General features: G+C 46.7%; 22 protein-coding genes. 4 read left to right on the top strand and 18 right to left on the bottom strand.

Features of this window, described 5'->3' with window-relative positions:
• Positions 1-30: 30 nt before the first annotated feature.
• From WBJ53_RS26780 to idi, 7 genes are all read right to left on the bottom strand, one after another.
• Complete coding sequence (locus WBJ53_RS26780) at positions 31-1,095, bottom strand: FecR domain-containing protein (RefSeq protein WP_338871971.1); 1,065 nt, start codon at positions 1,093-1,095, stop codon at positions 31-33.
• A 135-nt stretch (positions 1,096-1,230) separates the two neighbouring features.
• Positions 1,231-1,821: a sigma-70 family RNA polymerase sigma factor gene (locus tag WBJ53_RS26775; RefSeq protein ID WP_338871969.1), complete on the bottom strand. Its 591-nt coding sequence runs from the start codon at positions 1,819-1,821 to the stop codon at positions 1,231-1,233.
• A gap of 47 nt (positions 1,822-1,868) precedes the next feature.
• Positions 1,869-2,963 (bottom strand): endo-1,4-beta-xylanase, encoded by a 1,095-nt coding sequence (locus WBJ53_RS26770; RefSeq protein WP_338871967.1) that lies wholly within the window; start codon positions 2,961-2,963, stop codon positions 1,869-1,871.
• Positions 2,964-3,662: 699 nt separating this feature from the next.
• Positions 3,663-4,409, bottom strand: a complete 747-nt coding sequence (locus WBJ53_RS26765) for a LytTR family DNA-binding domain-containing protein (protein ID WP_338871965.1) — start codon at positions 4,407-4,409, stop codon at positions 3,663-3,665.
• Positions 4,410-4,483: 74 nt separating this feature from the next.
• On the bottom strand, positions 4,484-5,644 hold the full coding sequence (locus WBJ53_RS26760) for an alpha/beta hydrolase-fold protein (protein ID WP_338871963.1): 1,161 nt from the start codon (positions 5,642-5,644) through the stop codon (positions 4,484-4,486).
• Positions 5,645-5,943: 299 nt separating this feature from the next.
• Entirely contained in the window at positions 5,944-6,531 is a 588-nt protein-coding gene (locus tag WBJ53_RS26755) for a YceI family protein (protein ID WP_338871961.1), read from the bottom strand.
• Positions 6,532-6,827: 296 nt separating this feature from the next.
• Positions 6,828-7,376, bottom strand: coding sequence for an isopentenyl-diphosphate Delta-isomerase (gene idi, locus WBJ53_RS26750; RefSeq protein WP_338871959.1), 549 nt, complete (start codon positions 7,374-7,376; stop codon positions 6,828-6,830).
• A gap of 297 nt (positions 7,377-7,673) precedes the next feature.
• On the opposite strand from idi, the gene WBJ53_RS26745 reads away from it, so the two are divergent.
• From WBJ53_RS26745 to WBJ53_RS26735, 3 genes are all read left to right on the top strand, one after another.
• Entirely contained in the window at positions 7,674-8,225 is a 552-nt protein-coding gene (locus tag WBJ53_RS26745) for a cupin domain-containing protein (protein ID WP_338871957.1), read from the top strand.
• Between the two features lie 136 nt (positions 8,226-8,361).
• On the top strand, positions 8,362-9,405 hold the full coding sequence (locus tag WBJ53_RS26740; protein ID WP_338871955.1) for a histidine kinase: 1,044 nt from the start codon (positions 8,362-8,364) through the stop codon (positions 9,403-9,405).
• Between the two features lie 5 nt (positions 9,406-9,410).
• The gene (locus tag WBJ53_RS26735; protein WP_338871953.1) at positions 9,411-10,463 is read left to right on the top strand and encodes a histidine kinase; all 1,053 of its coding nucleotides are present in this window, start codon (positions 9,411-9,413) and stop codon (positions 10,461-10,463) included.
• Positions 10,464-10,489: 26 nt separating this feature from the next.
• Here WBJ53_RS26735 and WBJ53_RS26730 read toward each other — a convergent pair whose 3' ends face one another.
• The 5 genes from WBJ53_RS26730 to WBJ53_RS26710 form a co-directional block, all read right to left on the bottom strand.
• Complete coding sequence (locus WBJ53_RS26730; RefSeq protein ID WP_338871951.1) at positions 10,490-11,299, bottom strand: LytTR family DNA-binding domain-containing protein; 810 nt, start codon at positions 11,297-11,299, stop codon at positions 10,490-10,492.
• 156 nt (positions 11,300-11,455) lie between these two features.
• Complete coding sequence (locus tag WBJ53_RS26725) at positions 11,456-12,496, bottom strand: histidine kinase (protein WP_338871949.1); 1,041 nt, start codon at positions 12,494-12,496, stop codon at positions 11,456-11,458.
• On the bottom strand, positions 12,493-13,587 hold the full coding sequence (locus WBJ53_RS26720; protein WP_338871947.1) for a histidine kinase: 1,095 nt from the start codon (positions 13,585-13,587) through the stop codon (positions 12,493-12,495). The genes WBJ53_RS26725 and WBJ53_RS26720 overlap by 4 nt, the downstream gene beginning before the upstream one ends.
• 209 nt (positions 13,588-13,796) lie before the next feature.
• Positions 13,797-14,729 (bottom strand): hypothetical protein, encoded by a 933-nt coding sequence (locus tag WBJ53_RS26715; protein WP_338871945.1) that lies wholly within the window; start codon positions 14,727-14,729, stop codon positions 13,797-13,799.
• Between the two features lie 137 nt (positions 14,730-14,866).
• A complete protein-coding gene (locus tag WBJ53_RS26710; RefSeq protein ID WP_338871943.1) occupies positions 14,867-15,589 on the bottom strand; it encodes a VOC family protein in 723 nt (240 codons plus the stop codon).
• Positions 15,590-15,817: 228 nt separating this feature from the next.
• Between WBJ53_RS26710 and WBJ53_RS26705 the strand changes: the two genes are divergently transcribed.
• A complete protein-coding gene (locus WBJ53_RS26705; protein WP_338871941.1) occupies positions 15,818-17,155 on the top strand; it encodes a histidine kinase in 1,338 nt (445 codons plus the stop codon).
• A 48-nt stretch (positions 17,156-17,203) separates the two neighbouring features.
• Here WBJ53_RS26705 and WBJ53_RS26700 read toward each other — a convergent pair whose 3' ends face one another.
• The 6 genes from WBJ53_RS26700 to WBJ53_RS26675 form a co-directional block, all read right to left on the bottom strand.
• Entirely contained in the window at positions 17,204-17,389 is a 186-nt protein-coding gene (locus tag WBJ53_RS26700; protein ID WP_338871939.1) for a hypothetical protein, read from the bottom strand.
• An 18-nt stretch (positions 17,390-17,407) separates the two neighbouring features.
• Positions 17,408-17,764, bottom strand: a complete 357-nt coding sequence (locus WBJ53_RS26695) for a hypothetical protein (RefSeq protein WP_338871937.1) — start codon at positions 17,762-17,764, stop codon at positions 17,408-17,410.
• Between the two features lie 26 nt (positions 17,765-17,790).
• Positions 17,791-18,009 carry a hypothetical protein gene (locus WBJ53_RS26690; RefSeq protein WP_338871936.1) on the bottom strand — a complete coding sequence of 73 codons (219 nt, stop codon included), beginning with the start codon at positions 18,007-18,009 and terminating at the stop codon, positions 17,791-17,793.
• Between the two features lie 948 nt (positions 18,010-18,957).
• Positions 18,958-19,476, bottom strand: coding sequence for a hypothetical protein (locus WBJ53_RS26685; RefSeq protein ID WP_338871934.1), 519 nt, complete (start codon positions 19,474-19,476; stop codon positions 18,958-18,960).
• A 150-nt stretch (positions 19,477-19,626) separates the two neighbouring features.
• On the bottom strand, positions 19,627-20,970 hold the full coding sequence (locus WBJ53_RS26680; RefSeq protein WP_338871932.1) for a histidine kinase: 1,344 nt from the start codon (positions 20,968-20,970) through the stop codon (positions 19,627-19,629).
• 240 nt (positions 20,971-21,210) lie between these two features.
• On the bottom strand, positions 21,211-22,530 hold the full coding sequence (locus tag WBJ53_RS26675; protein WP_338871930.1) for a nucleotide disphospho-sugar-binding domain-containing protein: 1,320 nt from the start codon (positions 22,528-22,530) through the stop codon (positions 21,211-21,213).
• Positions 22,531-22,532 lie beyond the last annotated feature (2 nt).

Below are 22,532 nucleotides of genomic sequence, written 5' to 3'. Positions count from 1 at the left end.
GCATAGAATAGGATGGGTTATGAGTTATAATTAATTGCAGCCACGACTGTGGATGAGAATCTGATTGTTAACAACTTCATACGATGACTCCGTAGTCAGACAGATAAGCCGGATTTTTTCAAGAAAAGGCACATCGTTGAGTTGACCGGTAAATGTGCAGTTGTGAAGTAAATGCTGGTCGTAGCGAATAGGCATGTGGTAGCTGGCTGCCAACTGATCAAATACCGCCGGAATAGGGGTGTAGTTAAATGTAAACTGTTGATTAACAATGGAATCTGCGCCCTCTTCTGATTGAAGATGATCGTGTTTCACCAGTTGTTTGGTGCCAGTTCCGAGTTTAACCTCTTGATTTACGGTCAGTAAAATCGGTTTATCGGGCGAATTGGCTGGCGTAACGGTTACTTTACCTGTCTTCACCTTCACATAAGCCGTTGTTTCTTTTGGAAAAGAATGTACCTGAAAACTAGTGCCTAATACCTTGGTCGTCAGGTTAGCCGTATAGACAATGAACGGTTTAGCCGGGTTCTTGGCCACTTCAAAAAAACCTTCTCCCTGAAGATACACCTCCCGCAGGGCATAGTTGGTTTGCCGACGAAACCGTAACTCACTACCGGTCGATAGAAGCACAGACGAGTTGTCGGGCAATAGTACGACCAACGACTGGCCGGTGACGTTCTTTACGATCTTCCACTCCTTAGCCGCCAGGGTCTGCTCGTCGGGTTTCGTTAATGAATTGAATACGGACTTGCCCAGTTGAAACCAGACAATTAAACCAATTACTGCGGCAGCACTTAGCCAGCGCCCCCAGTGCCAGCCCAGCAGGGGCTTGCTAACGGTAAACGTATCGGGCATCTGATCGATAATTTCCGTCGTTTTGGTCTTTACCTGCTGGTCGGAAAGCTCTACTGGTTTCCCCTGTAGTACTAACAGGGTGGCTACGGCCTGTTCATATATCTCCCTTTTGTGAGGATGCTGAATCAGCCAGGCCTGCCAGCGTATCCGATCTTCGGTACGCCTTTCCAGAACCCACGCCCGAAACGCGTCGTTCTCCAGGAAATCTTCAACGGTCGACAGATTTTCGGGTAGGTGGTCCATTGGTACTTTTCTACTATTTTTATTGATAGTATGGAGAAGTGTGGCAACGATACCCTACTTAAAGCGAATTTTTTTGAAAAAAAATGCAAATCGTTGTTTAGCAGTCGATTTGCATGTGTTAGTCAGCTACCAGAACTAAAAAAAGAGTTTATTCACAAGAATATAGAGAGCCAGAAAGGTGGGCGAAAGCCATCTGTTTCGAAGCTTATGAATGGCTTTCTGTAAGAAATTAGATACAGACTGACGGTTTACGTTCATGACCTCGGCTATTTCGGGTATGGATAGATTCTCGTAGTAGCGCAGGTAAAGTGCTTCCCGTTCGCGAGTGGGCAGGGAGGCTAGTAGCTCCTGGATCGTATTGGTCAAACTGGTTAATGATTCCCGTTGAATCAGTAAGGTTTCGGAGTCCGTTTCTTCGGCCAGTGAGCTATCCCAGTCTAGTTCCTCCACTAACGCCCGTTTCTGCGACCGTAAATGGAGAAGCACATGATGGCGTAAGGATTTGAATAGATAATGCCTGACAGATTCTGTCGGATTGATTTGGGTCCGATTTTGCCAGAGTTGTAAAAAAAGGTCCTGAATGCAATCTTCAACGACCAACTCATCGACCATGAATTTTAGCCCATAGTGTTTCAGCGAGCGATAATATCGTTCGGCCAATTGGCCCAATGCCTGCTTATCGCCCTCACGATATAACTGCCATAACGCCTGGTCCTGGAGAGTCATAAACTTTTATAAAATCGATGCGTTCCTTGTTGACGGTCGGGTAGCCATTAGAAGTTAACGACACTCCAGAAGGCTTTCTTGGGTTGGTAATTCTGATCGAACAGCAATGGATAATCCTTGCGTCCGGCCACTGGGAAATTATCGAGCCAGGTTGATTTATCCGAGACGTTCCAGAACGTAACACCCGTTATTTTGCCTTTGTAGCTTCGGAATACGTCGAATAGCAGTTTATATTGAGCTGCCTGTTTATCGGCCATCTCTGCCGTAAATTCCGATTTATCCGTATCCTTTCGCTGACGTCGTTCATGCTCTTTCGGATATACGGATAGATCCAGTTCGGTAATTTGTACGGCCAGGCCAAGGCTTGAAAATCGCTTGATGGAGGTTTCCAGTTCCTGAGCCGTTGGCTCATAAATGGACCAGTGCCCTTGTAAACCAACCCCATGAATCGGAATGTGCTTGTCTTTTAGCTTCTTGACCAGTTGATAAATCCGGTCTCGCTTGGATGGATTTTCGGTGTTGTAATCGTTATAAAACAATACCGCTTTCGGGTCGGCTTCATGCGCATACTGAAACGCCTTTTCAATGTATTCTTCTCCAGCAATGGTGTAGAATTTCGACCGGCGATAGATGCTTGTACCAGTGTCGGGAACGGCTTCGTTGACCACATCCCAGGCGTATACTTTACCTTTATAGCGGCTGACAACGTCGGTAATATGCCGTTTTAGTCGCGCCAAAAGCATTTCTTTCGTCACTTCTTTTCCTGTTGAATCCGTGAAGAGCCATCGGGGTGTTTGGTTATGCCAGCAAAGTGTGTGACCTCTCACCCGGATGCCTTTTTGCTGCGCAAAGTCCACAATGGCGTCGGCATCGTCCCAGAAATATCGATTTTCCTGGGGATGAATTGGCCCCATTTTCATGGCATTCTCGGGAGTAATGCTGTTGAATTGTTGTGTTATCAAGTCAGCTTCGGGTCCTTTGAGGTTTCGTGGAGCCACGGCAACACCCACTGGAAAATAGCTTGAGTAAGCGTCCTTCAGCGTTCGCTGGGCAACCGGGTCAATTGGTTTGAACTGGAAATTAATCAGGCAAACGCTGATTAGTATAGCAGTACCTTTCAGTGAATTTTTTAATAAAAGCATAGCTCTTGTTTTTAAATATGTTGAGGTTTTCGCTCCTGATCGGTTGTCTATTTGCCAGACAACCCTGGTCAATCCTACAGTCTCTACGTATGGGTAGTAAACATGACGTCAGTGTTCTATTTCAGAAAGTGTCTTTTTGACACTTTTATGCTTAAAAAAAATAGCTATCAAGGCATAGCTACTGTTTGTATATACTCAAACCCTGAAGCTGTTTAACACTTCACTGGCTCTATTTCGGTTAGTGGTTTTAGACCCATTTTATGGGTCTGACTTATAGTACAATTTTACAGCGGTATAATTATAAAAACTGAATGTCATTTGATGAATTCTGACTGTATTTTAACTTTTGTACCTCCACATTTATGAGATAGGGAAAAATATAGTAATGGAGTTGAATCAGTTACCCTTGTTGGTGATCCTGAGCCATCATATTGATTGGGAGTAAGTGCTGTGACAACGCATACAACAGGTCTCAACGTTTACAGGAAAATTAGCAGCAGGCCCAGCAGACCGGCCAGTAGCAGACATAGCCATTCAATAAATTGCTGTCGGGCGGAGGGTTTCATAGGTGTGTTGTTAACCCTCGAAAACTAAGCCCGCATTTTCCGACAGGCAAAAGCCAATGCGTGAACGGCGGTTACAACTTAGTAAAATGCGCGTTTGGGAGTTGACCGCTCAGAAGCGTTAGTACTATGAAAATCAGCTCCATCCAATACGTTCGAGAAAGTGCTGTTTCTCCCGCCGTGAGACTTCTACTTCGCTTCCATCGCACATAATAACCGTTCCGCCTTCGCCACGAACATACTCGTTGAGATGATGCAAATTAATCAGCGACGAGCGGTGGATTCGCACGAAGTTGAGGGGTTCGAGCATATCAGCAAAATCCTTGAGAGTTTTTGTTGCCACAATCTTGCGTCCATCGACCAGATAAAAGGTCGTGTAGTTACTATCGGCTTCGAGCCGGATAATATCCTGGATTGGTACAAAAGTCAGCCCTCGCAGCGACGATACGGCAATTTTGTTGAACAGCGCGTGGGCCGATGGAATCGACCGATTGGCATTGGGAGAAAGAAATTCGCGGTGTTGCCGTTTCTGATGTAGCCGGTCAATAGCTTGCCGAAGTTCAACTTCATGGATGGGCTTGAGCAGAAAGTCGAGTGCGCTTACCCGCAATGCATCAATGGCATACTGGCCATAGGCGGTGCAAAAGATTACTTCAAAATCGTGGGAGCCTAGTTCGCGGAGGAGCGTAAAGCCATCCATGCCCGGCATGTCGATGTCCAGAAATACAACATCGGGTTTGTAATGAGCCAGTTCAGCTACGGCTTCTGTTGGTTGCTGAAACGTTTGTATAACATCCAGATCTGGTGCTACTTTCTGGATTTTTACCCGCAACGCATCCAGGCTTGCCCGTTCATCATCGACCAGAATAGCAGAAAGCTTCATCGTTTCCGTTGATTGTCAGATACGAAAATTACGGACTTTCGATCGGAAACGATGAACCGGTTACTAAAAAGCCCCTATTTGAATAGTAATGGAGCGTATTCGTTCAGATAATGACGCCAGTTTACCCACGTATGTCCACCATCGGTTTCTTTATATTGATAGTTGATGTGGTGTTTGTCGAGCAGAGCCATTGTTTTTTTGTTGGCATCCATTACAAAGTCGTCTTTCCCGATTTCAATCCAGAACAGTTTTTTGTTTTTGTTGAAGGTAGGATCCTGCAAGCCTTTGGCATAGTAGGTCTCCGCTTCGTCGATGGTAGCGCCAAAAAAACCGGAACTGAACACGCCTACATAGTTGAAGAGTTCGGGATGGCCCAGGGTCAGGTCCAGTGTCTGGAACCCACCCATCGACAGACCTGCAATGGCCCGGTTTTCACGATTCGTCAGGGCACGATAGTTTTTTTCAACATGAGGCATCACCTCTTTCAGAAGCTCGTCGGCAAACATCGTACGCATCGACGACATGGCCTTGCTCATATCGGCTCCAGGAGTGATATCCATTGGCATACTTCCGTTGGGCATTACCACAATCATGGGTTTTGCCTTACCGGCAGCCAGCAAATTGTCGATAATGAAGCCGGCGCGCCCTACGGTGTTCCAACCCGAGTCATCATCGCCACCGCCATGGAGCAGGTAAAACACCGGGTACTTTGTCATACCTTTTTCGTAACCCGGTGGCGTATAGACATGCATCCGGCGCATCATACCCAGCGACTTCGAGTCGTACCACACTTCCCGGACTTCGCCATGCGGAACGGGCTTATTGTCTTCGAAAGCCGTTTCAGCACCCGGTACGGTCATTATATTCTCCAGGCTGCTGATCCCCTGCTTGATAATCGGATTCTTGGGGTCCATGGTCCGCACCCCGTCGACCAGTAGGGTATAGGTGTAATAATCGGGCTTTAGCGGGCCAATTACCGCCGACCATACGCCCTGATCGTTTTTGGTGAGATTCATGGGTTTGTTTTGGCTCATGAAATCGCCCGAAACCACAACTTCGGTGGCTTTCGGGGCATATATGCTAATCACAGCCCGTTTGTCGCCGAGTACTCGGGGCGACTTGAGCGTATCGTTTGGAGTAGGCTGACGCTGTGGCATCTGAGCCAGAGCCTGATTACCAAAGGTAACTGCGCCAGCTAGGCAGGCTGTGAAGAGAAGTTTAAGGATATTGGTCATGGGATTATAGGAATAAACTAACCAAGCGATTGCAACGGAAATGCACCTACTGCCAGCGGCTTAAATAGGGCTTTGGTTTATTATGTATTTATTACGTAATGATACGCACTTTTGGCTCTTTTTTACAAAGTATAGTCGAGGTTTTTTTTATTTTTTTCGCTTATAAGTACAATCGGCTACGGCTGCTCAGACATTGCCCATCCCCAATGTGATTCTGGATGAGCATAAGGGAACAAAAAAATCCCGATGCTGCTTTGGGCAGAACATCGGGATTGCAGACTAAACTAGCTAGGTTTATGTTAATTGGCAGCGTCCTGCTTCACAAATTCGCCGTTGGCTTTCACTTCAACCTCATCACTTACAACCACCACCGGAATCGTGCCTACGCCAAAATCTGAACGCTTAAGTGTAGTGCCTACTTTGAAGCCAACTTTTTCCTGTTCTTTGCCGCCTGGCCCTTTCATTTTTACGGGTCCTAGCATCGTAACATCCAGCGTTACGGGTTTTGTAACACCGTGCATGGTCAGGTTGCCAGTTGCTGCGTATTTTTTATCGGCAACTTTTTTGAACGACGTACTTTTGAAAGTCAACGTTGGGTATTTGGCCGCATCGAAAAAATCGGGGCTTTTCAGGTGGCCATCCCGACGGTCATTATCGGTGTTGATGCTGTTGATATCGGCCGTAAGCTCTAGTACTGCATCAGATAGGTCTGGTTTTGAGGAGGTTACTTTTGCGTCGAAGGTTTTAAAATTGCCGTCTACTTCTGCCAGTAGGTTGTGTGTAACGGTAAATCCGACACGCGAGTGAGCTTTGTCTACGTTCCAGGTTTGAGCCAGCGAAACACCAGATACAAAGAGGCAGGCAGCAAATACGGTAAGTGTTTTCATGGAATTGATCTGTTTATGAATTGGAAATTTAAATGTAGCAACAATTATTTACAGACAAAATCTCCTCACTGGTAAAATTACGTTAAGAATTGGGCAAGCTCTGAGTACTCAGTATGCCAACAGAAGCAGCTTTGTACTGGCCAGTTACGACTGCTTTTAATTGGCATTTTGATAGAAATAATACTTTCGAAAGTAATAAGTACAAATTGAAACCCGAATTTGAATAAGGCCGAATGCCAGTTTTTACGTGCTGAGTCGGGAAAATTTCCGGTTAAATACTTAAGTATTTATTCGGGTCATGCCGCCGTAACTGGCTGATTCGACTTTTGGAGTCGATCAAAAAGAATCTTAAACCATACTGTAAACGAATCGGGTGATTCGTTTATTTCCTGAGCCAGTGCTTCTGGTGAAATCCACCGCACTGCACTTACTTCACTGAAATTAAATGGGATGTCTCCCTGGTACTGACCCGTAAACACATGATCAATTTCATGTTCAGTGAGTCCGTTGGGTAGTTCAGCATAGTATTGAAAGACAAATAACGGGTCTAGTTCGGCCCGGAATCCCATTTCTTCGAATAACCGTTGTTGGGCCTGCGCTGCTGTGTTATCGGGCTGGCTGGGATGGCCGCAACAGGAGTTGGTCCATAAGCCACCCGAATGATATTTTTCCAGCGCACGCTGTTGAAGCAGATAGTCGCCCTGTTCGTTGAAAATCAGCACTGAAAAAGCCCGGTGGAGCGCGCCAGTCTGATGAGCAGCCAGCTTTTCGGCTGTTCCGATTACGTTATCCTGCTGGTCGACGAGTAATAGAGTAGGAGAGGAGGGAGTCAGATTATTTATCATACGTGAGTAATAGGATCGTTGCTCAGAAGTTTATGGGGCTGGGGTTTTGCGGCCAATGGCCTGCCTGCCTTATGAACGCAATCTAACCGATTGTATTTTAAGAAGTTTGCCAGGAGTAGTAAATTTTATGGTCGGGCCTTGTGGTGGCGCATTGTCTGGTTGCGAGTTTCCTGTTTGTTGGTCAATTATTCCGCTTGGTCCTTCATTTTTGTTGGTTTAACTCCTTCCGAATTGCTCTAGTTCAATACTTGTCCCAGCTTTACTTTTCGCAGGATATAAACCATTCGAACCAGTACCATGGCCTTTACCAATAAAGTTGTTCGAAACCCAATAACCGGGCAGGATATTCGGTTTGTGCGGACAGCAGCCGATACCGGCGGGAAATTACTGGAGATGGAGACGATTTATCGGCCCCATTCAGCAGAGCCAACAGATCATTATCATCCATATCAGGCCGAAGAGTTTACGGTATTGCAGGGCGAATTGACGGTACGGATCGATGGTCAGTTGGAAAAACTGAAACCGGGCGATACGCTCCATATTCCGGCCAATACGGTACACGCCATGTGGAATGCATCGGATCAAAAAACGGTCGTTACCTGGCAGGTGAGACCGGCTTTGGATACGGAGTATCTGCTCGAAACGGCCAGCGGCCTTGCTGCCGATGGTAAAGTAACGGCCAGCGGAATGCCTCCCCTGTTGCAGACGGCTTTGCTGGTTAATCGGTTTTCCGGGGTTTTCCGGGTAGCTAAACCGTCCTTTGTTGTTCAGAAAATTCTCTTTACTATCCTGGCGCCGGTTGCGTATCTTTTTGGGTATAAGTCAACCTATGGCAAATACCTCGACTGATTGAACCGGAACAGACTGATCTGACACGGCTGATTATGGCCTGACTGGTGAGCTGGCCGATAATCGGCAGATGCTATAAAATCTATATCTTTACTGGAAAGCGTCTGTTCAACAGGGTTGTCCTGAATTATAGCGTATGAAGCCACTCAACGACACAAAACTGCGAATTTTCGGCCCTCTCGCTCTGTTTGTGTTCGGAACGCTCTTTTTCAGACTTAACTGGTACTTCGAATTGCCCATTAGCGATCTTGTTAAGTCTGACCTGATTGCCATTACGGCTGGTTTTACCTGCTGGCAGGTAGCGCGGTGGGCGATTCGAGCGCTGCAATACCGTTACCCCGAACTTGCGCAGACAACGACCCGTTTTGTGTGGTTGCTGGTGCTGGCACCCTTGCTGGTCAATTTTGCCTGGTTCATACGCTATGCCATACGAAATATAATCAATAACGACGAATGGGTTTTGCCCGATCTGATTGACTATACGTATTCAATCGGGATTCAAATTTTTTACTATTGCGCATATGTAATTACCTACGAAGGTATCTATAGCCTGCAAAAGTGGAAGCAGACGCATCTGGACAAAGAAGCTTTGCGAAAGGCCAATCTGCAAAATCAGCTCGATTCGCTGAAAAGCCAGATTAACCCGCATTTTCTGTTCAACAGCCTTAATTCGCTGTCGGCACTGATTACGGAAAATCCTGCTCAGGCCGAACTGTTTGTCGATGAAATCAGCAGCGTATACCGGTACCTGCTTCGGAATAACGAAGACAAACTGACACCGCTGCGCGATGAAATGGATTTTATTGAATCGTATGTGCATTTGCTGAAAACCCGCTATGGCAGCGGACTACAGATACAAATCAGCGTCGATAGTTTGTATGATGATTACCTGCTGCCACCGCTTACCCTACAGATTCTGATCGAAAATGCGGTAAAACACAACATGATCCTGGCTGAATCGCCTTTGGAGATCGACATCTATATCGAAAATGAAGAGCTTGTTGTTCAGAACAATCTTCAGCGAAAAACCACTAAAGTCGATTCGAACCAGATTGGTTTGGCCAACATTATGGCCAAGTATACATTGCTGGGTAACTACCAGATATTGGTGCAGGATGATGAAGATTATTTCACTGTTCGGTTGCCACTACTACGGGCGCAGCAACTAACAACTACCTGATGCGTATGAACACATCTTTCAACGATAGCAGATTACGGATTTGGGGACCCGTTGTTTTGTTTGTGTTTGTGGCGTTGTTTTTCCGTCTGGACTGGTACCTGAGCCTTCCATTGCGAACCGTCATACTGAACGATATGATCGGTCTTAGCATTGGTGTGGTTTGGTGGCAGCTTGCTCGTTGGGTAGTTCTTCGGCTTCAGGCGCGCTATTCTGGGTACCCAAACAGCCGGAAGCGTCTGGTCTGGTTGCTGGTTCTTTTGCCCATAATGGCAAATCTGGCCTGGTTTATCCGGCAAATGACCCGCTTCCTGTTCGATGGCCACATCTGGTACTTTCCGCACCTGGTAGAATATTCGCGGGCTGTTGGGATGCAGTTTTTTTACCACTGCGTTTATTTTTCAATTTACGAAGGAGCATATGTGCTGAAGGAGTGGCAGAAAGCGCAACTGGAAAAAGATGCATTGACCAAGAGTAATTTGCAGAGTCAGCTCGTTTCGCTTAAAAATCAGGTAAGTCCTCATTTTTTGTTCAATAGCCTCAATTCGATTTCGTCGTTGATTACCGAAGATCCGGATCAGGCCGAAGCCTTTGTCGATGAACTGGCGAGCGTGTATCGGTATCTGCTACAGGCTGGTGAGCGCGAGCTGACCACCCTCGATGCCGAACTAACCTTTATACGGTCGTATTTTTACCTCATTAAAATGCGTTATGGCACCGGAATCGATGTTTCGATTGATGTCGATGCTGTGTATTACCCACGTTTGCTGCCGCCACTTACGTTGCAGATCTTGATCGAGAATGCGCTTAAGCACAACATATTTCTTCCTGAGCAACCCCTTCGAATATATATTCAGACACCCAGCGATGGCACCTTACGCGTCGAAAATACCATTCAGCGCCGGAATGTGCGGGTCGAAACAGTAGGTATTGGTCTGGCCAATATGGCTATTAAATATAAACTGCTCGATCAGCCTACGCCAGTAATTGACGAACAGGCTGGCTGGTTTCGCGTAACGCTACCTCTATTGACTCAAGCCCAGATTCATTTTGCTACCTGAACCGTCGATCTAGTGAGTAAGGCAATCTATTTCCCCATCCACTTTTTGAAATCGGTTGCCCGTTCGCGGCTGACCAGTACCTCATCGTCGGTAGCTGGCTTGAGCACCAGTTTCAGCTTATTATTGAAGTAAGGATGAATCTGCTGAACGGTGTTGATCTGGACAATATATTGCCGGTTTGCCCGGAAAAACTGGGCGGGGTCGAGCATTTTTTCCAGTTCGTCGAGGGTATAATCGAGCGAAAATTTCTGGTTACTGTGCGTGCGAAATAAGCTTACGCCCTCTTCCGAATAGAAATAGGCGATGTCGCTAACCTCAACCGGCACCCATTGCTGGCGATGTTTTACCAGAAACCGCCGACGGTAGTCGGCGGGCTGAATTTGCTGGCGTAGCTGCTGTACCAGTGCGTCGATGTCCATCATGCCCACGTCGCTGGGTTTACTCTCCACAACTTCGCCACTGTCGGCAACGGTACGTTTGTATTTGGCCAGACTGGCTTCGAGTTCGTGCCGTTTGATGGGTTTTAGCAGGTAGTCGATACTGTTTACCTTAAAAGCCCGTAGTGCGTATTCGTCATAAGAGGTCGTGAAAATAACCGGTGCGCCAACGGTGGTTTGCTCAAAGATTTCGAAACTCTGTCCATCGGCCAGCTCAATGTCCATCAGAATCAGATCGGGAGCCGATGGCTGACCCGGTGTGTTGGCGTTGAGCCAGGCTACCGACGAGCGCACACTGGCAGCCGTACCTACAATCTGAATGGTTGGGTCAACATCCAGCAAGAGTTTCGACAGTTTGCGGACGGCTAGTTCTTCATCTTCAATTAAAAATACATTCATGGCGAACGCTATTACCAGGTTAAGTTTTTGGCCTGCTTACACTACAAAATGATAATACAGACGCTATTTATGCAAAAAAATGTTGCTCGAATCGGTATATATTATTTATGAAGCGGATCTTTTCCTGTTTAGAGTGGCTTGCTGTATACTAACTCGTTAAGTAGAGTTTACCAGCAGGGGGAGTGTGACTATAAATGTTTGTGCTTCTTCCTCAATGAGTACGGTACCTTGCCCCAACAGTTCGTATTTAGCCGTAATGTTGGAGAGGCCAATGCGGTTCGATGGAACCCGGACACTTTTGCGCTGCAAATTATTCTGCACCCGAAGCTGGCCGTCGGGGGTGGTGTTTACCCGAATCGTAAGGGGTTGCTGCGGTAGAATGATGTTATGCTTCACTACATTTTCGAACAGAATTTGCAGGGTGAGTGGTGGTAGCAAATAAGTTTCCAGTTGCGGATCAATGGCCAGGTCGAGCCGGATACCATCGCCATAGCGCGTATTGAGCAGATGAAAATACGACTGCGCAAACTGAATTTCCTGCTGTAGGGTTGCCAGTTCGGTTTCGTTGCTGCGGAGCAGATACCGATACACACTGCTCATTTCTTCGATGAACTGCTGTGCCCGATCGGGGTCATCTTCAATCAGCGACGATAGGGAGTTCAGGCTATTGAACAAAAAATGCGGATTGATCTGACTTTTTAGCCCTTCGAGCTGGCTTTGCAGGTTTTCCTTTCGGAGTTGCTCGGTTTCGATGAGTGTTCGTTGCCAGTAGTTGAAGGCCATAATACTTTCGTAAATGGCGATAACAACCACCGTATTGATTAGCACAAAAGCAAACGCCCAGCCTAACTGGCCTGGTTTGAGCGGGAGGGTTGACGAATTGGCCCAGACGTATATGCCGTAGTCGAGAGTCACTGCCAGTGAAATCAGCAAAACGGCGCTCAAAAACAACAGCACAATTCGCTGGGGTAATTGGTGGAAGTAAGGAAAATTTCGATTGATATAGTTACCCGCAATATTGTTGGCAATCCAGTTGCCATAGCCTATTGTTCCGGCAACCAGGGTGGCAAAGGCAAATACACGCCAGTTGTGCCAGTAGGTATCTTTCAGCAGTATCCAGTTCAGGATAAACACAAACAGGGGCAATACAATGAGTTGCATCGTGCTGTCCTGTTCGGTATAGCTGAATTTTTTCATTCGACACGATTGGTAACGGTTGTATTCGACTCTGATTGCTGAGTTTTTGCCAAAGGTACACGAACAACAAATTGATGTCCATCATCTTCAATAACGGGTCTGGGTAAATCCAGCGAATCGAAGCGGGTAGCCAGTAGGGCAAGGCCTCCTAACTGTGTAGGAACCTTAAGTTTTTTACGCTGAATACGGTTACTTACTTCCAGATGCCCATCGCTGGTGGTATTAATGCAGATAGTCAGTGGTTGATCGACCAGCAGCAGATTATGCCGCAGGGCGTTTTCGATGAGTAGTTGTAAGGTCAGGGGAGGAAGCCAATATTCCAGCAACGATGGGTCGACCCACACTTGCCAGCGGAGTGTTTTGCCAAACCGGGTGTCGAGCAGGTAGCAAAACGCCGACAGAAAAGCCGTTTCGTCGCTCAGCGTTACAATTGGGCGCTGGCTCGCCTGAAGCATATACCGATACACGCTTGCCAGTTCGTCGAGAAACGCACTGGCCCGCTGACGGTCTTCGGCAATAAGTGCCGAGAGCGAATTGAGGCAGTTGAACAAAAAATGCGGATTAACCTGACTTTTAAGCCGGTCATACTGGCGTTGCAGCCCTGCTTTCTTTAGTGCTTCGGCTTCCTGAAGTGCCTGGCGGTATTTATGCAGATAATAGACAACTTCATAGATCGTGCCGACAATAACCACCCAAATCAGATTGACGATAATCAGTTTCCGGTAAGCCTGTTCCGTAACCGGTGCATTATTGAGGTGGGTTAGGTGACCAAGCCAGATAAGAGCAGCCTGTAAACTTCCCGTAATAACTGTGTAACCAGCAAATGTAGTAATCACGCGAAGCCGGGTTTGCTTAATGTAGGCATAACGTCGACGCACATACAGCATCCACTGGCGATTTACCCGCCAGATTATCCAGCCGTAAACAATGCCAACCAGCGACCAGACAATATACATCTGAGCGTTGTATTGCGTTTCCTTCAGAAAGACCAGATTGGCTAACAGCACCGCAAATGGAATGAAAATCCAGCGGACCCAGTTGCTGTTGGACTGTTCCGGTGGGGGAGTATGTTGAGCAGGCCAGGAAGTCACGATACGGATAAAATTACTATTTTTTCGATCTCACAGGTAATCAACCGCTAAGCGGTTGATGCTCAAAAGTAAAAACCCACTCGCTTAACAGAAATAGCGAGTGGGTTCATGTGGTATATTCGGCGGATGAAACGGTATTTTATGTATTAAGATGCCAGTGCGACAAGCAGGCACGAGTATTCACCTATTCTCCTTAACGGATCGAGTTATTAACGAAGTTCGGTTAGCCATTGCTGGGCAAAAGCGCGGGCTTCCATAACGGGTTCTTTTCCTAGCCGATACAGAAATTTCCATTCGGCAGGTTTGCGCTGGTAAAGCGGGTTGGCAAACTCCTGTTTTGATCCCATTGGTACCAGACGAGCCTCAAAATCAACGGAGTTGCATAGGTCAATAAACGCCTGAAGCCGCTTTTGCAGGACGGGTTTGAAGTCGGCATGAGCATCGAATTCGGCTTTGTCCCGGCGGTATTTTGCCTCGCCTTCTGCCTGAGTGGCTGATGTTTCGCTATCCGACTTAACCAGACTTCCCTGGGCCTGTTGTTTGATAAACGCCAGATATTGTTTCTTAAACTCGGCAGGAGGCAAGGTTAGCAGTTTTTTCAGACTGGCAATGGAACGGTTTTTTTCGGTTCGCTCGTCGGCGCTCAGCGAAGCCAGTTGTCGCTCTTCTTCGGCCAACTGGCTTTTTACCGCCATCTGAAGCATAGCCGGGTCCAGTTGCGCAAAAGCCTGATCCATCGACGCAAGGCTTTGCTGCGCAGCTACTTTGCCCGCTTCGTTTTCGTGGGATTTTCTGGCCAGATTTTCTGGGCTGAAGCTATCGTCGTAGGGGTACTTTTGCCGTAAATCCTGAAGCCACTCCTGCCGAAACGTTGACGACTCAACGTATGTCCGTACGGTTTTGCCGAGTATGCGAACGGTAGCCGCCCGCGACGATTCCGGAATCCGGCGGGCCATAGTGCGGATGTTTGCTGTGCTATTGAAAAAGAACCACTTAGGCTCTTTTAAGTTGATCAGCACATCCTGCCGGAGTTTATCCAGACCAATTCCCAGATCCGACAGAACATCACTCGACCGGGCGGCCATTAGCCAGTAGCCAACAGCAACCAGCCCTAGTAGCGATAATTGTTTAATTGCTTTCATTGTATTTGTTGAAAAAGAGGAAGGATTCGATACCGACAAAGTTGGCTCATGCAGCCTGATTCGAGAACGTCAATTAGCGCAGACAGGAACAAACCAACGCTCAACCGTAAGATTTTGCCCCTGAACTAACTGCTCAATTACTTAGGGCCAGGTTGTTTATTGGCTTCGAGCGAGTGTTTATAGCCCACTGGCATTTGATTGACCTCGTAGCTATAGACTATTTGGGGCTGGCTTCCCGGTTCGGACTCAAACGTAATGCGGCAATAGGAGAGAGCGGCTGATGTTTGGGTAAACAGCCAGTTGCGGCCCGCCCGTGAGAGAATGAACAGACCATTATCGTTGCCCATGGCGTTGAAATCGGGCGAAGGCGACGACCGGACAAACTGTGGTATGCCAAATTGCTGACTGAGCTGACGAGTTGTGTGTGGCACGCTTTGGGTTACAATGCCTATTTCGCTAATGCCCTGAAACAAATCGCCAATGGTCAGATTCGGATTGTCGAGATGGAGATCATTACGACCGATAAATTCGAGAATGTTACCGTTGTTGTCGTAGAAATAGCAGGCACGCGCATTCCAGTTCGGAAATTCGGCTATCGTTTGTCCAACTGCCTGCGTATCCAGATAGTCGAACTGGTAGCAATGCATAACTACTTCGAGTGTACTGGCCGGTATGTTAATGGCAAAGTGATAGGGACCTGCCGGAACGTTTACGGCCCGAAAGGTCAGGCGGGTCCAGCCGAGTTGCAGCGTAAGGTATTGGTCCGTTTCGGCAACGATGTCCAGACCTAGCCGTTGGGTATAGAACCATCGGGTTCCTGCCGGATCGTTGGTATAGAGTTCAATGTCCAGAAATTTCATGAGTTTCGTGCGTAAAAGGATTGTCGATTGCAAACCCGTTGTTGTTTACTGTGCCAAAGTTTGTTCTTAAACACAGTTCTAATCAATTACTGACCGGATGAAACGGTAAATGCCCTCCATGAATCGTAGCGTTGCAGGCATACCGTCTGCTAAACCGATTGATGAACGTATTTGTATTTTTCGTATTTTCGTTTCTGCTTTCGAGCTAGCCTAAGCAAGACACCGTCAATGACTTACGAAGCCTGGTCGCCCCTTTTTCTGGGTATGGTGGTAGCCATGTTGCTGACCAATGCCGTACAGTGGTTTATGTATAGAGAACGCATTTATGGGCTCTATACGATCTATACGCTTACATGGGCCATTTACTTCACAATCAATCATTTCGATCTGCCCCGAAATATTGCCAACTTCTATAAGTTGCTGCTGTCTTATGCGTCCTATATTTTGTATCTGGAACTGGCAAAAATCTTTCTGGAGCTACGCGGTCGACCGCGTTTTCTGGCGTGGGTGAAACGGGTTCAGTGGGTGCTTGTGTTTTATTGCGTTACCAAGACCTATATCTATTTGTTTACGGATTTCTGGCAAACGCCCCTCCACGATTTGTTGCTTCATCCGGTTCGGTTGGCGTTGCTTAGCGTAGGTGGGTATATCGTTTTTACGTTCTATCGGTCGAACGATATGGTGGCCCGTTTTTTTGTGGCAGGCACCGCATCGCTGATGATCAACCATTCGATTACGATTCTGCTGCTGATCCGGTCGTCGCACTTTAGTCAGAAAATGCTCTTCTGGCAACATCCCGATTTGTTCGTTCAACTAGGGGTTGTGCTGGATCTGATCTTCTTCTCGCTGGGTATTTCGTATCGCCATCGGCGCGAAGCCGTTCGGAAGGCTGTTGTTGAAAAAAATCTGGAAAAAGAACGCGAACAGCACCATCGCGAACAACTCGAAGCCGATCTGGCCCTGCAACAGCTTCAGCACGAAAAAACCGAAGTGCAAATGCGGGCACTGCAAAGTCAGATTAACCCCCATTTTTTGTTCAATAGTCTGAACACGCTCTCGTCGCTGATCGATGAAAGCCCTGGCCAGGCGAACGATTTTGTTGATGAACTATCGAGCGTATATCGCTATCTATTACGAAGCAACGAAAACGAACTGACCACGCTCAACCACGAACTGACTTTTATCAATTCGTATTTTCATTTGCTCCGAACGCGTTTTGGTAGTGGTGTCAATCTGGAAATTTCGGTCGAGGAAGCATATAGCAAAGCCTGGTTGCCACCACTGACGCTGCAACTGCTGGTCGAAAATGCAGTGAAGCACAACATGATTTTATCGGATTCGCCCCTATGCATTCGCATCAGGACGAATGATCAGAAACAGCTTATTGTGGAAAATACATTACAACGCAAGCAGTTGCGGGTAGAATCGAATGGCGTCGGTTTATCGAATATTGCGTTCAAATACCAGCTACTGAATCAGCCTGAGCCCATTATTGAAGAACAGGAAGGCTGGTTTCGCGTAACGCTGCCATTGCTGGTGCCGCAGACCGTGCTCGTACGCCAGTGAGGTCTGTGGGAGGGAAAGACTTTAGTAGGTGCGTATGTCTGTAAAAAGCTATCTGTTTGCCGCAAGTCGTTGCTGAATATTTTTAACAAACTCGACCGAGACTCCGGCAATATCGGCTGTTTGCTCAAGCGTTAAATTTAGCTTTTGGAGCAGGTTTTCCACAATTTTTCCTTTAGCATTGATGATCAGATAATCGTTGTCTGCATCAATGTATTTGGCCATGTTCTGAATCATGTCGTCAAATTTTAAATCTCATTTACGCAACTTTGATAAGACTCGCAATTGCCGCAGATGCTTCTGAAACGTACGCTGGTCTGGGGTAATCTCTTCAAGACGATGGATGATTTGGTTCAGTGCGTTTTCCGGGTCTTCTCCGCTGAAGTTACTCAAGACCGCTAATAGCACTTCTTCTGCACTGTCTGACTGGAAAAATCGTTGATAGTCAAATTGGGTAATGTTGATAAGCTGAAACTGGAAATAGTTTCCATCCTCAGATAAAATTGTACTCATTTTAGGCTGGCCGCTCCCAATAAAAATAACAAACTGACGGATAGGAAGCTTATACTTTGCTTTGAGTAATAGCCAATAGTCCGCCATTCGGTAGGCCATTTTAGAATAGTTATCGACCTGAAACTCTAAGTGTAGATAAATTTCTGTCCAGCAGGATCGGTAATTATTCGTAGAGCATCAGCTTCTTTTTCTTTTGTTTGCTGCAATTTCTCCTTACTTATAACAGCTTCCTTGACTCGGAACCCCAATACGCTATTCATCAGAGTCGGGATGATGCTTTCAATGTTTTCCTTGACAATTTTATCATACTGATTGGCCTCCCGCTTTTCTGTCCTCTTTTGCATGGGTGAAGCTAATTATAATACGGTGTTTTCGGGATATTTACCTTTGGGAGATACATACTGCTCGATGGAAAGATGTCTTTTGCTGAGTGAAGCTATGGGGCCCATATGGTTGATTTTATCTGTTCAACTTTCCACTGCCGTTCCGAGATTTTAGCCGCTTGACCTTCATAAATTATGGGGCTGTCCTCGCCATAAATTGACGCTTCAAAATGAAGTTTGCTAAAGTCAGTTTATGTGTAAGAAAATGAATATTTCCTATATCCTCCAATTCGTTGCATCAGTATATTATCCGATTTGGCGTGGTTAATTAAATCAAGCAAAAAAGCGGGTGTGTACTGGTTTGATACCCAACGAACAATAGTTGCCAAAATTCCTAACAAGATAGCATATATCAGGAGCTTTTGCCGTATCTCGTTTCTATTTATTTTGTCATTTTTCAAGTACTTCTGATGCTCTGGCAGTATTCAATTTTATAGGAGATTTCTACCTACAGATGCATTTAGGCGGGCTATCGGCCAGTCAATTTAAAGCACAAGAAAAAAACTTACTATAAAACCGGCTATTACAATAAATGCTTTTACTAAGCCTCTTAGCCAAATTGATTCTTTTCGAAATTGGTGTTCATAATAATTGGTCTTTTTAAAAGCCTCAAAACTGATAAAACTAATTATTGCCCACAAGAAAGAGAATCCTGCTAATAAAAGAGTTAGAAAAGGGACAAGATTGCCTCTAAACAAAAGCATACTAGCGCATTTTATATGTTATTTCCTTTTCGTGTGCCTTGTTTAATGCAGCCTTATAAGCGGTAGGGTTATATTCAATTTATAACCCGATATATTTTAAGTCTCAATTTCTTATGAAATATAACAATTTATGTTGATAGGCAACAAAAAAATGGGTAATCAGGAAAGCCCCGATTACCCATCCGCCTATCTACTAACCTAACTATCACACAACTTTCCAGGTCATGATGGCCTTGTGAGCGTCGCCATCTTCGCTAACTGAGACCTCGACCTTTAACATGCTGGCTGATGCTTCGAGTACTTTCCATTCCGATACATCCGTAAGATCGGCACTGTTGATGATACGCAGCGTTTTGGTTTTTTCGTCGTAGGTCCAGGTGCTGGGTTTCACAACCGACGGATCGGTTTCGTCGCCCGAGCAGGACAGTTGCCCGTTGCTGCCCGATAGCTTTCCACTTTTCTCGAACATAATGGTGTTGTCTTTGTCGCAGGGGCGCATGAAGACCAGCAGATCGGGGTCCAGTTTGCCGTCGCCATCCATATCAATAATAGGGTCGGTCTGGAATGAACTCATCATCAGATTTTTGCCAACGAAAACCGGCGTTCCCGAGCCTGTTGTAGTGCCATCGGGTTGCACCATCGTTTCGTTTTCTTTCTTACAGGCCGATGTTATAACCATCAGCGCGGCCGCCAGGGCCAGTATAAAGGAGGTAAACCGTTTCATAAATAGTTGTTGTTTGAAAAAGAGGATTGAGAGTGTCAACAAACGGTGGTTGCCGGTTGACGTGTCAAAGATGGCGGTTGGCAGAGCCCAAAATCAATCGGGATTCCGATGAAATGCAGTTTCCCGACCATGAATCGGTAAGAAAAGGATTCAGGCTGGATCGATCAGTTGAAGAATAACTTCGAAGTATTCGTCGGTTTCCGTAATCTGAATCGGGGGCTGATTGAGCAGCCGATATTTCTCCATAATGTTCAGCAGCCCTTTTTGCGTAGATGTGTGTTGCACACCAATTTTTCGCTGAATATTATTTCTGATACACAGTGATTTAGGTCCGTCGATAGCAATATGAATTGTGAGAGGCCGGTCGGACGAAACGACATTGTGTTTTACCGCATTTTCGATAAGTAATTGCAGTGTGAGCGGAGGTAACTGATATGTTTGGTAGGTATCGGCAATATCGACCGTCAGAACAATGCCGTGGCCATAGCGGGTTTTCAACAAATGGTAATAAGATTGAACAAACCGCATTTCGGTGGCCAGCGTAGTGAGTTCGCGGTCGTTGGCCTGGAGCAGATACCGATATACGTTAGACATCTCATCGACAAAACGCTCGGCCCGGTCGGGGTCGTCGGTAATGAGCGAGGAAAGTGTGTTCAGACTATTGAACAGAAAATGGGGACTAATCTGGACCTGTAAGGCCCGCATCTGAACTTCGGTCATTTCCTGTTTTAGTTGCTGAACAGCCAGTTCGGCTTCGGCCTGCTCGCGGAGCCGTTGTTCGCGTTCTTTTTCCAGATTTTTTTCAACAACAGCCTTTCGAATCGATTCCTGACGGTGTCGATAGGCAAGGCCCAGCGAAAAGCACAGGAGTTCAAGAAAAATGCCAATATGCAGGTACGTAAGTGGGGCCTGCCAGAACATTGCTGGATCGGGAGCGGATAGGTCGAGCCAGAAAATACTGAGCAACATGGATGCCAGTCCGCCCAGAATAAGCAGCGAAGAGCCCGTAATAAACAACCGATCGACGGCATTTCGATGGTTGTAAACCCGGACAACGGTATAAACTGAAATTAGTGCCAGTGCTACCCGTACTATCGTATGTACAATTTCGTGCACAGGTTTTGCCCACAGATCGGTAGCGAAACAGAAAATGATTTCGACCAGCACATAGGCCAGCAGACCAATCTGCGTATACCGAAAGATGCCTACCAGAGCTGGTGCCCGGCGATGCAGATCCAGAAAAGAGGTCGTAAAATCGAAATAAATGAAGTAAGCCACCATCGGGCCGACTGTTCTCAGGAAATACCAGTCATTTGTTGGCAGCTCAAGCGTCCGTGATGGATTTCGGAGCAGAAAATAAGCCAGCCACACAAGCATGTAGAGCGTGTATAGGGCATACACACGCTCTTGATACCACAACCACTGAACAGCATTGTACAGTAGCATGGCCGTAAGCATTCCCAGAAACACCAGAACCCATGTTTCGTACGTCATGCAGGGCTAACCAGGTTGTAAGCACACAAAGGTAGGGACAACTTATGAAGGTCAAACCCCTTTCTGGTGATACAAAGAGTGTTCCTGATAAAACGTATGGATTGGCCCACCAACCGGTATATAAGGGCGATGAACCGTCATGAGGTAGTAGCCAATCGCCATTGGTTATTGGTCAATTGTCATTAGCCATGCGAAAAGTAGTATCCAATGACTAACGACAATTAACGAATGATTAGGCTGTTATGCAACTAGTTCTGGAGCCTTCTCCCTGTTGGTCAATAGTTTAGCGATGGCTTTTTCGGCGAGTTCGTTGGGGTTATACTGCCGGAACTCCTGAGCAAGTTTCGCGACATTCTGGCGGTAGGTATCGTCGTGTAAAATCTGCTCCACAGCGTTACGAATCTGATTCGGTTTGGGCGTTTCGGTCTTCAGATTGATACCAAGTCTAAAATGACCAACGCGGGCGGCAATTTCGTTTTTCCCTTCGTGAATGCCGGCTACAATAACGGGCAGCTTGTTTTGCAAACCGAGCATGACACCACCATAGCCGCCATTGGTAACATACACATCGGTATGAGGCATCACGGCATTGAAATCGATAAAATCGTCAATAATGAGATTTTCATACGGAAACCGCTCGCGCAATTCGTTCGTTTTTGAGCCGCCCGTAGTGGCAATGACCAGCGTTTCGTGATCGTTTTTGAACGCTTCCAGTGTCGGCACCAGAATTTTCTCCGGGTCGCGCTCAACGGTTCCCTGCGTCACCAGTACCACACGTTTATGCAATCTGGATTTGGCCACATACCGGAATGGATGTTTTGGGCCATTGTTATGAGGGAGCATTGGGCCTGCAAACTGGATGTTGGGGCTTATATCCCGGCGCGGGTATTCAAAACCGGGTACTCCACTCTGCAAATACACATCGGCGCTATGAATGAAGGCGTCGAAAACGAATTCGGAGGTGGTCGGCAACTTATGCTGGACCAATAGCTGGTTGTATAGATCCGTGCATGGTTTTAGTAAGTGGTTAATCGTCAGGTAGCGAAGGAAGCGATGCCACTGTTTTCCCAGGAGATTCGTGGCCGGTTCCAGTCCCATGCCACTGGGGGGCGTATCCTGTGAGGTTTCACTGAGAGGGACTACCCCAACTGCCACCACCGGAACGCCAAGCAGTTGTTTGATAAACGGCGCACCCGTAAACACCGCATCGCACACCAGCAGATCGAACGGAAACTCATCATAAATGCCAAGCAAATCTTCGACAAATTCGGGTGCCCGATGCAGAAAAACGTTGTTAATATCAAACCGCAGTCGGGCAATAGTGCCTTTAATTTTCTGGCGTTCGGGCAGGGCAATGTCCAGATTGAGCTGATTAATTTCCGTAGCCTTTCGGAACGGATAATAGGGAACTCCCAGCTTTTTGATTTTGTAAGCGTAGGTTGGTCCTGTATACCACCGAACGTCATAGCCAACTTGTTGTAAGTGAACTGCAAGCCCCGTGAGCGGGTTCAGGTGGCCATCCATAGGCATAGTGGCGAAAAGAATACGTTTGTTGTTCATTG

Origin of the sequence: Spirosoma sp. SC4-14 (assembly GCF_037201965.1) — a bacterium.
Classification (GTDB): Bacteria; Bacteroidota; Bacteroidia; order Cytophagales; family Spirosomataceae; genus Spirosoma.
Note: the sequence above shows the minus strand (reverse complement) of the source record. Positions and strands in the feature narration are given on the sequence as shown.

What these genes read in the sequence shown, in the direction of transcription:
- WBJ53_RS26780 (WP_338871971.1), bottom strand. Translation starts at nt 1,095, where the DNA reads ATGGACCACCTACCCGAAAATCTGTCGACCGTTGAAGATTTCCTGGAG.
- WBJ53_RS26775 (WP_338871969.1), bottom strand. Translation starts at nt 1,821, where the DNA reads ATGACTCTCCAGGACCAGGCGTTATGGCAGTTATATCGTGAGGGCGAT.
- WBJ53_RS26770 (WP_338871967.1), bottom strand. Translation starts at nt 2,963, where the DNA reads ATGCTTTTATTAAAAAATTCACTGAAAGGTACTGCTATACTAATCAGC.
- WBJ53_RS26765 (WP_338871965.1), bottom strand. Translation starts at nt 4,409, where the DNA reads ATGAAGCTTTCTGCTATTCTGGTCGATGATGAACGGGCAAGCCTGGAT.
- WBJ53_RS26760 (WP_338871963.1), bottom strand. Translation starts at nt 5,644, where the DNA reads ATGACCAATATCCTTAAACTTCTCTTCACAGCCTGCCTAGCTGGCGCA.
- WBJ53_RS26755 (WP_338871961.1), bottom strand. Translation starts at nt 6,531, where the DNA reads ATGAAAACACTTACCGTATTTGCTGCCTGCCTCTTTGTATCTGGTGTT.
- idi (WP_338871959.1), bottom strand. Translation starts at nt 7,376, where the DNA reads ATGATAAATAATCTGACTCCCTCCTCTCCTACTCTATTACTCGTCGAC.
- WBJ53_RS26745 (WP_338871957.1), top strand. Translation starts at nt 7,674, where the DNA reads ATGGCCTTTACCAATAAAGTTGTTCGAAACCCAATAACCGGGCAGGAT.
- WBJ53_RS26740 (WP_338871955.1), top strand. Translation starts at nt 8,362, where the DNA reads ATGAAGCCACTCAACGACACAAAACTGCGAATTTTCGGCCCTCTCGCT.
- WBJ53_RS26735 (WP_338871953.1), top strand. Translation starts at nt 9,411, where the DNA reads ATGAACACATCTTTCAACGATAGCAGATTACGGATTTGGGGACCCGTT.
- WBJ53_RS26730 (WP_338871951.1), bottom strand. Translation starts at nt 11,299, where the DNA reads ATGAATGTATTTTTAATTGAAGATGAAGAACTAGCCGTCCGCAAACTG.
- WBJ53_RS26725 (WP_338871949.1), bottom strand. Translation starts at nt 12,496, where the DNA reads ATGAAAAAATTCAGCTATACCGAACAGGACAGCACGATGCAACTCATT.
- WBJ53_RS26715 (WP_338871945.1), bottom strand. Translation starts at nt 14,729, where the DNA reads ATGAAAGCAATTAAACAATTATCGCTACTAGGGCTGGTTGCTGTTGGC.
- WBJ53_RS26710 (WP_338871943.1), bottom strand. Translation starts at nt 15,589, where the DNA reads ATGAAATTTCTGGACATTGAACTCTATACCAACGATCCGGCAGGAACC.
- WBJ53_RS26705 (WP_338871941.1), top strand. Translation starts at nt 15,818, where the DNA reads ATGACTTACGAAGCCTGGTCGCCCCTTTTTCTGGGTATGGTGGTAGCC.
- WBJ53_RS26700 (WP_338871939.1), bottom strand. Translation starts at nt 17,389, where the DNA reads ATGATTCAGAACATGGCCAAATACATTGATGCAGACAACGATTATCTG.
- WBJ53_RS26695 (WP_338871937.1), bottom strand. Translation starts at nt 17,764, where the DNA reads ATGGCCTACCGAATGGCGGACTATTGGCTATTACTCAAAGCAAAGTAT.
- WBJ53_RS26690 (WP_338871936.1), bottom strand. Translation starts at nt 18,009, where the DNA reads ATGCAAAAGAGGACAGAAAAGCGGGAGGCCAATCAGTATGATAAAATT.
- WBJ53_RS26685 (WP_338871934.1), bottom strand. Translation starts at nt 19,476, where the DNA reads ATGAAACGGTTTACCTCCTTTATACTGGCCCTGGCGGCCGCGCTGATG.
- WBJ53_RS26680 (WP_338871932.1), bottom strand. Translation starts at nt 20,970, where the DNA reads ATGACGTACGAAACATGGGTTCTGGTGTTTCTGGGAATGCTTACGGCC.
- WBJ53_RS26675 (WP_338871930.1), bottom strand. Translation starts at nt 22,530, where the DNA reads ATGAACAACAAACGTATTCTTTTCGCCACTATGCCTATGGATGGCCAC.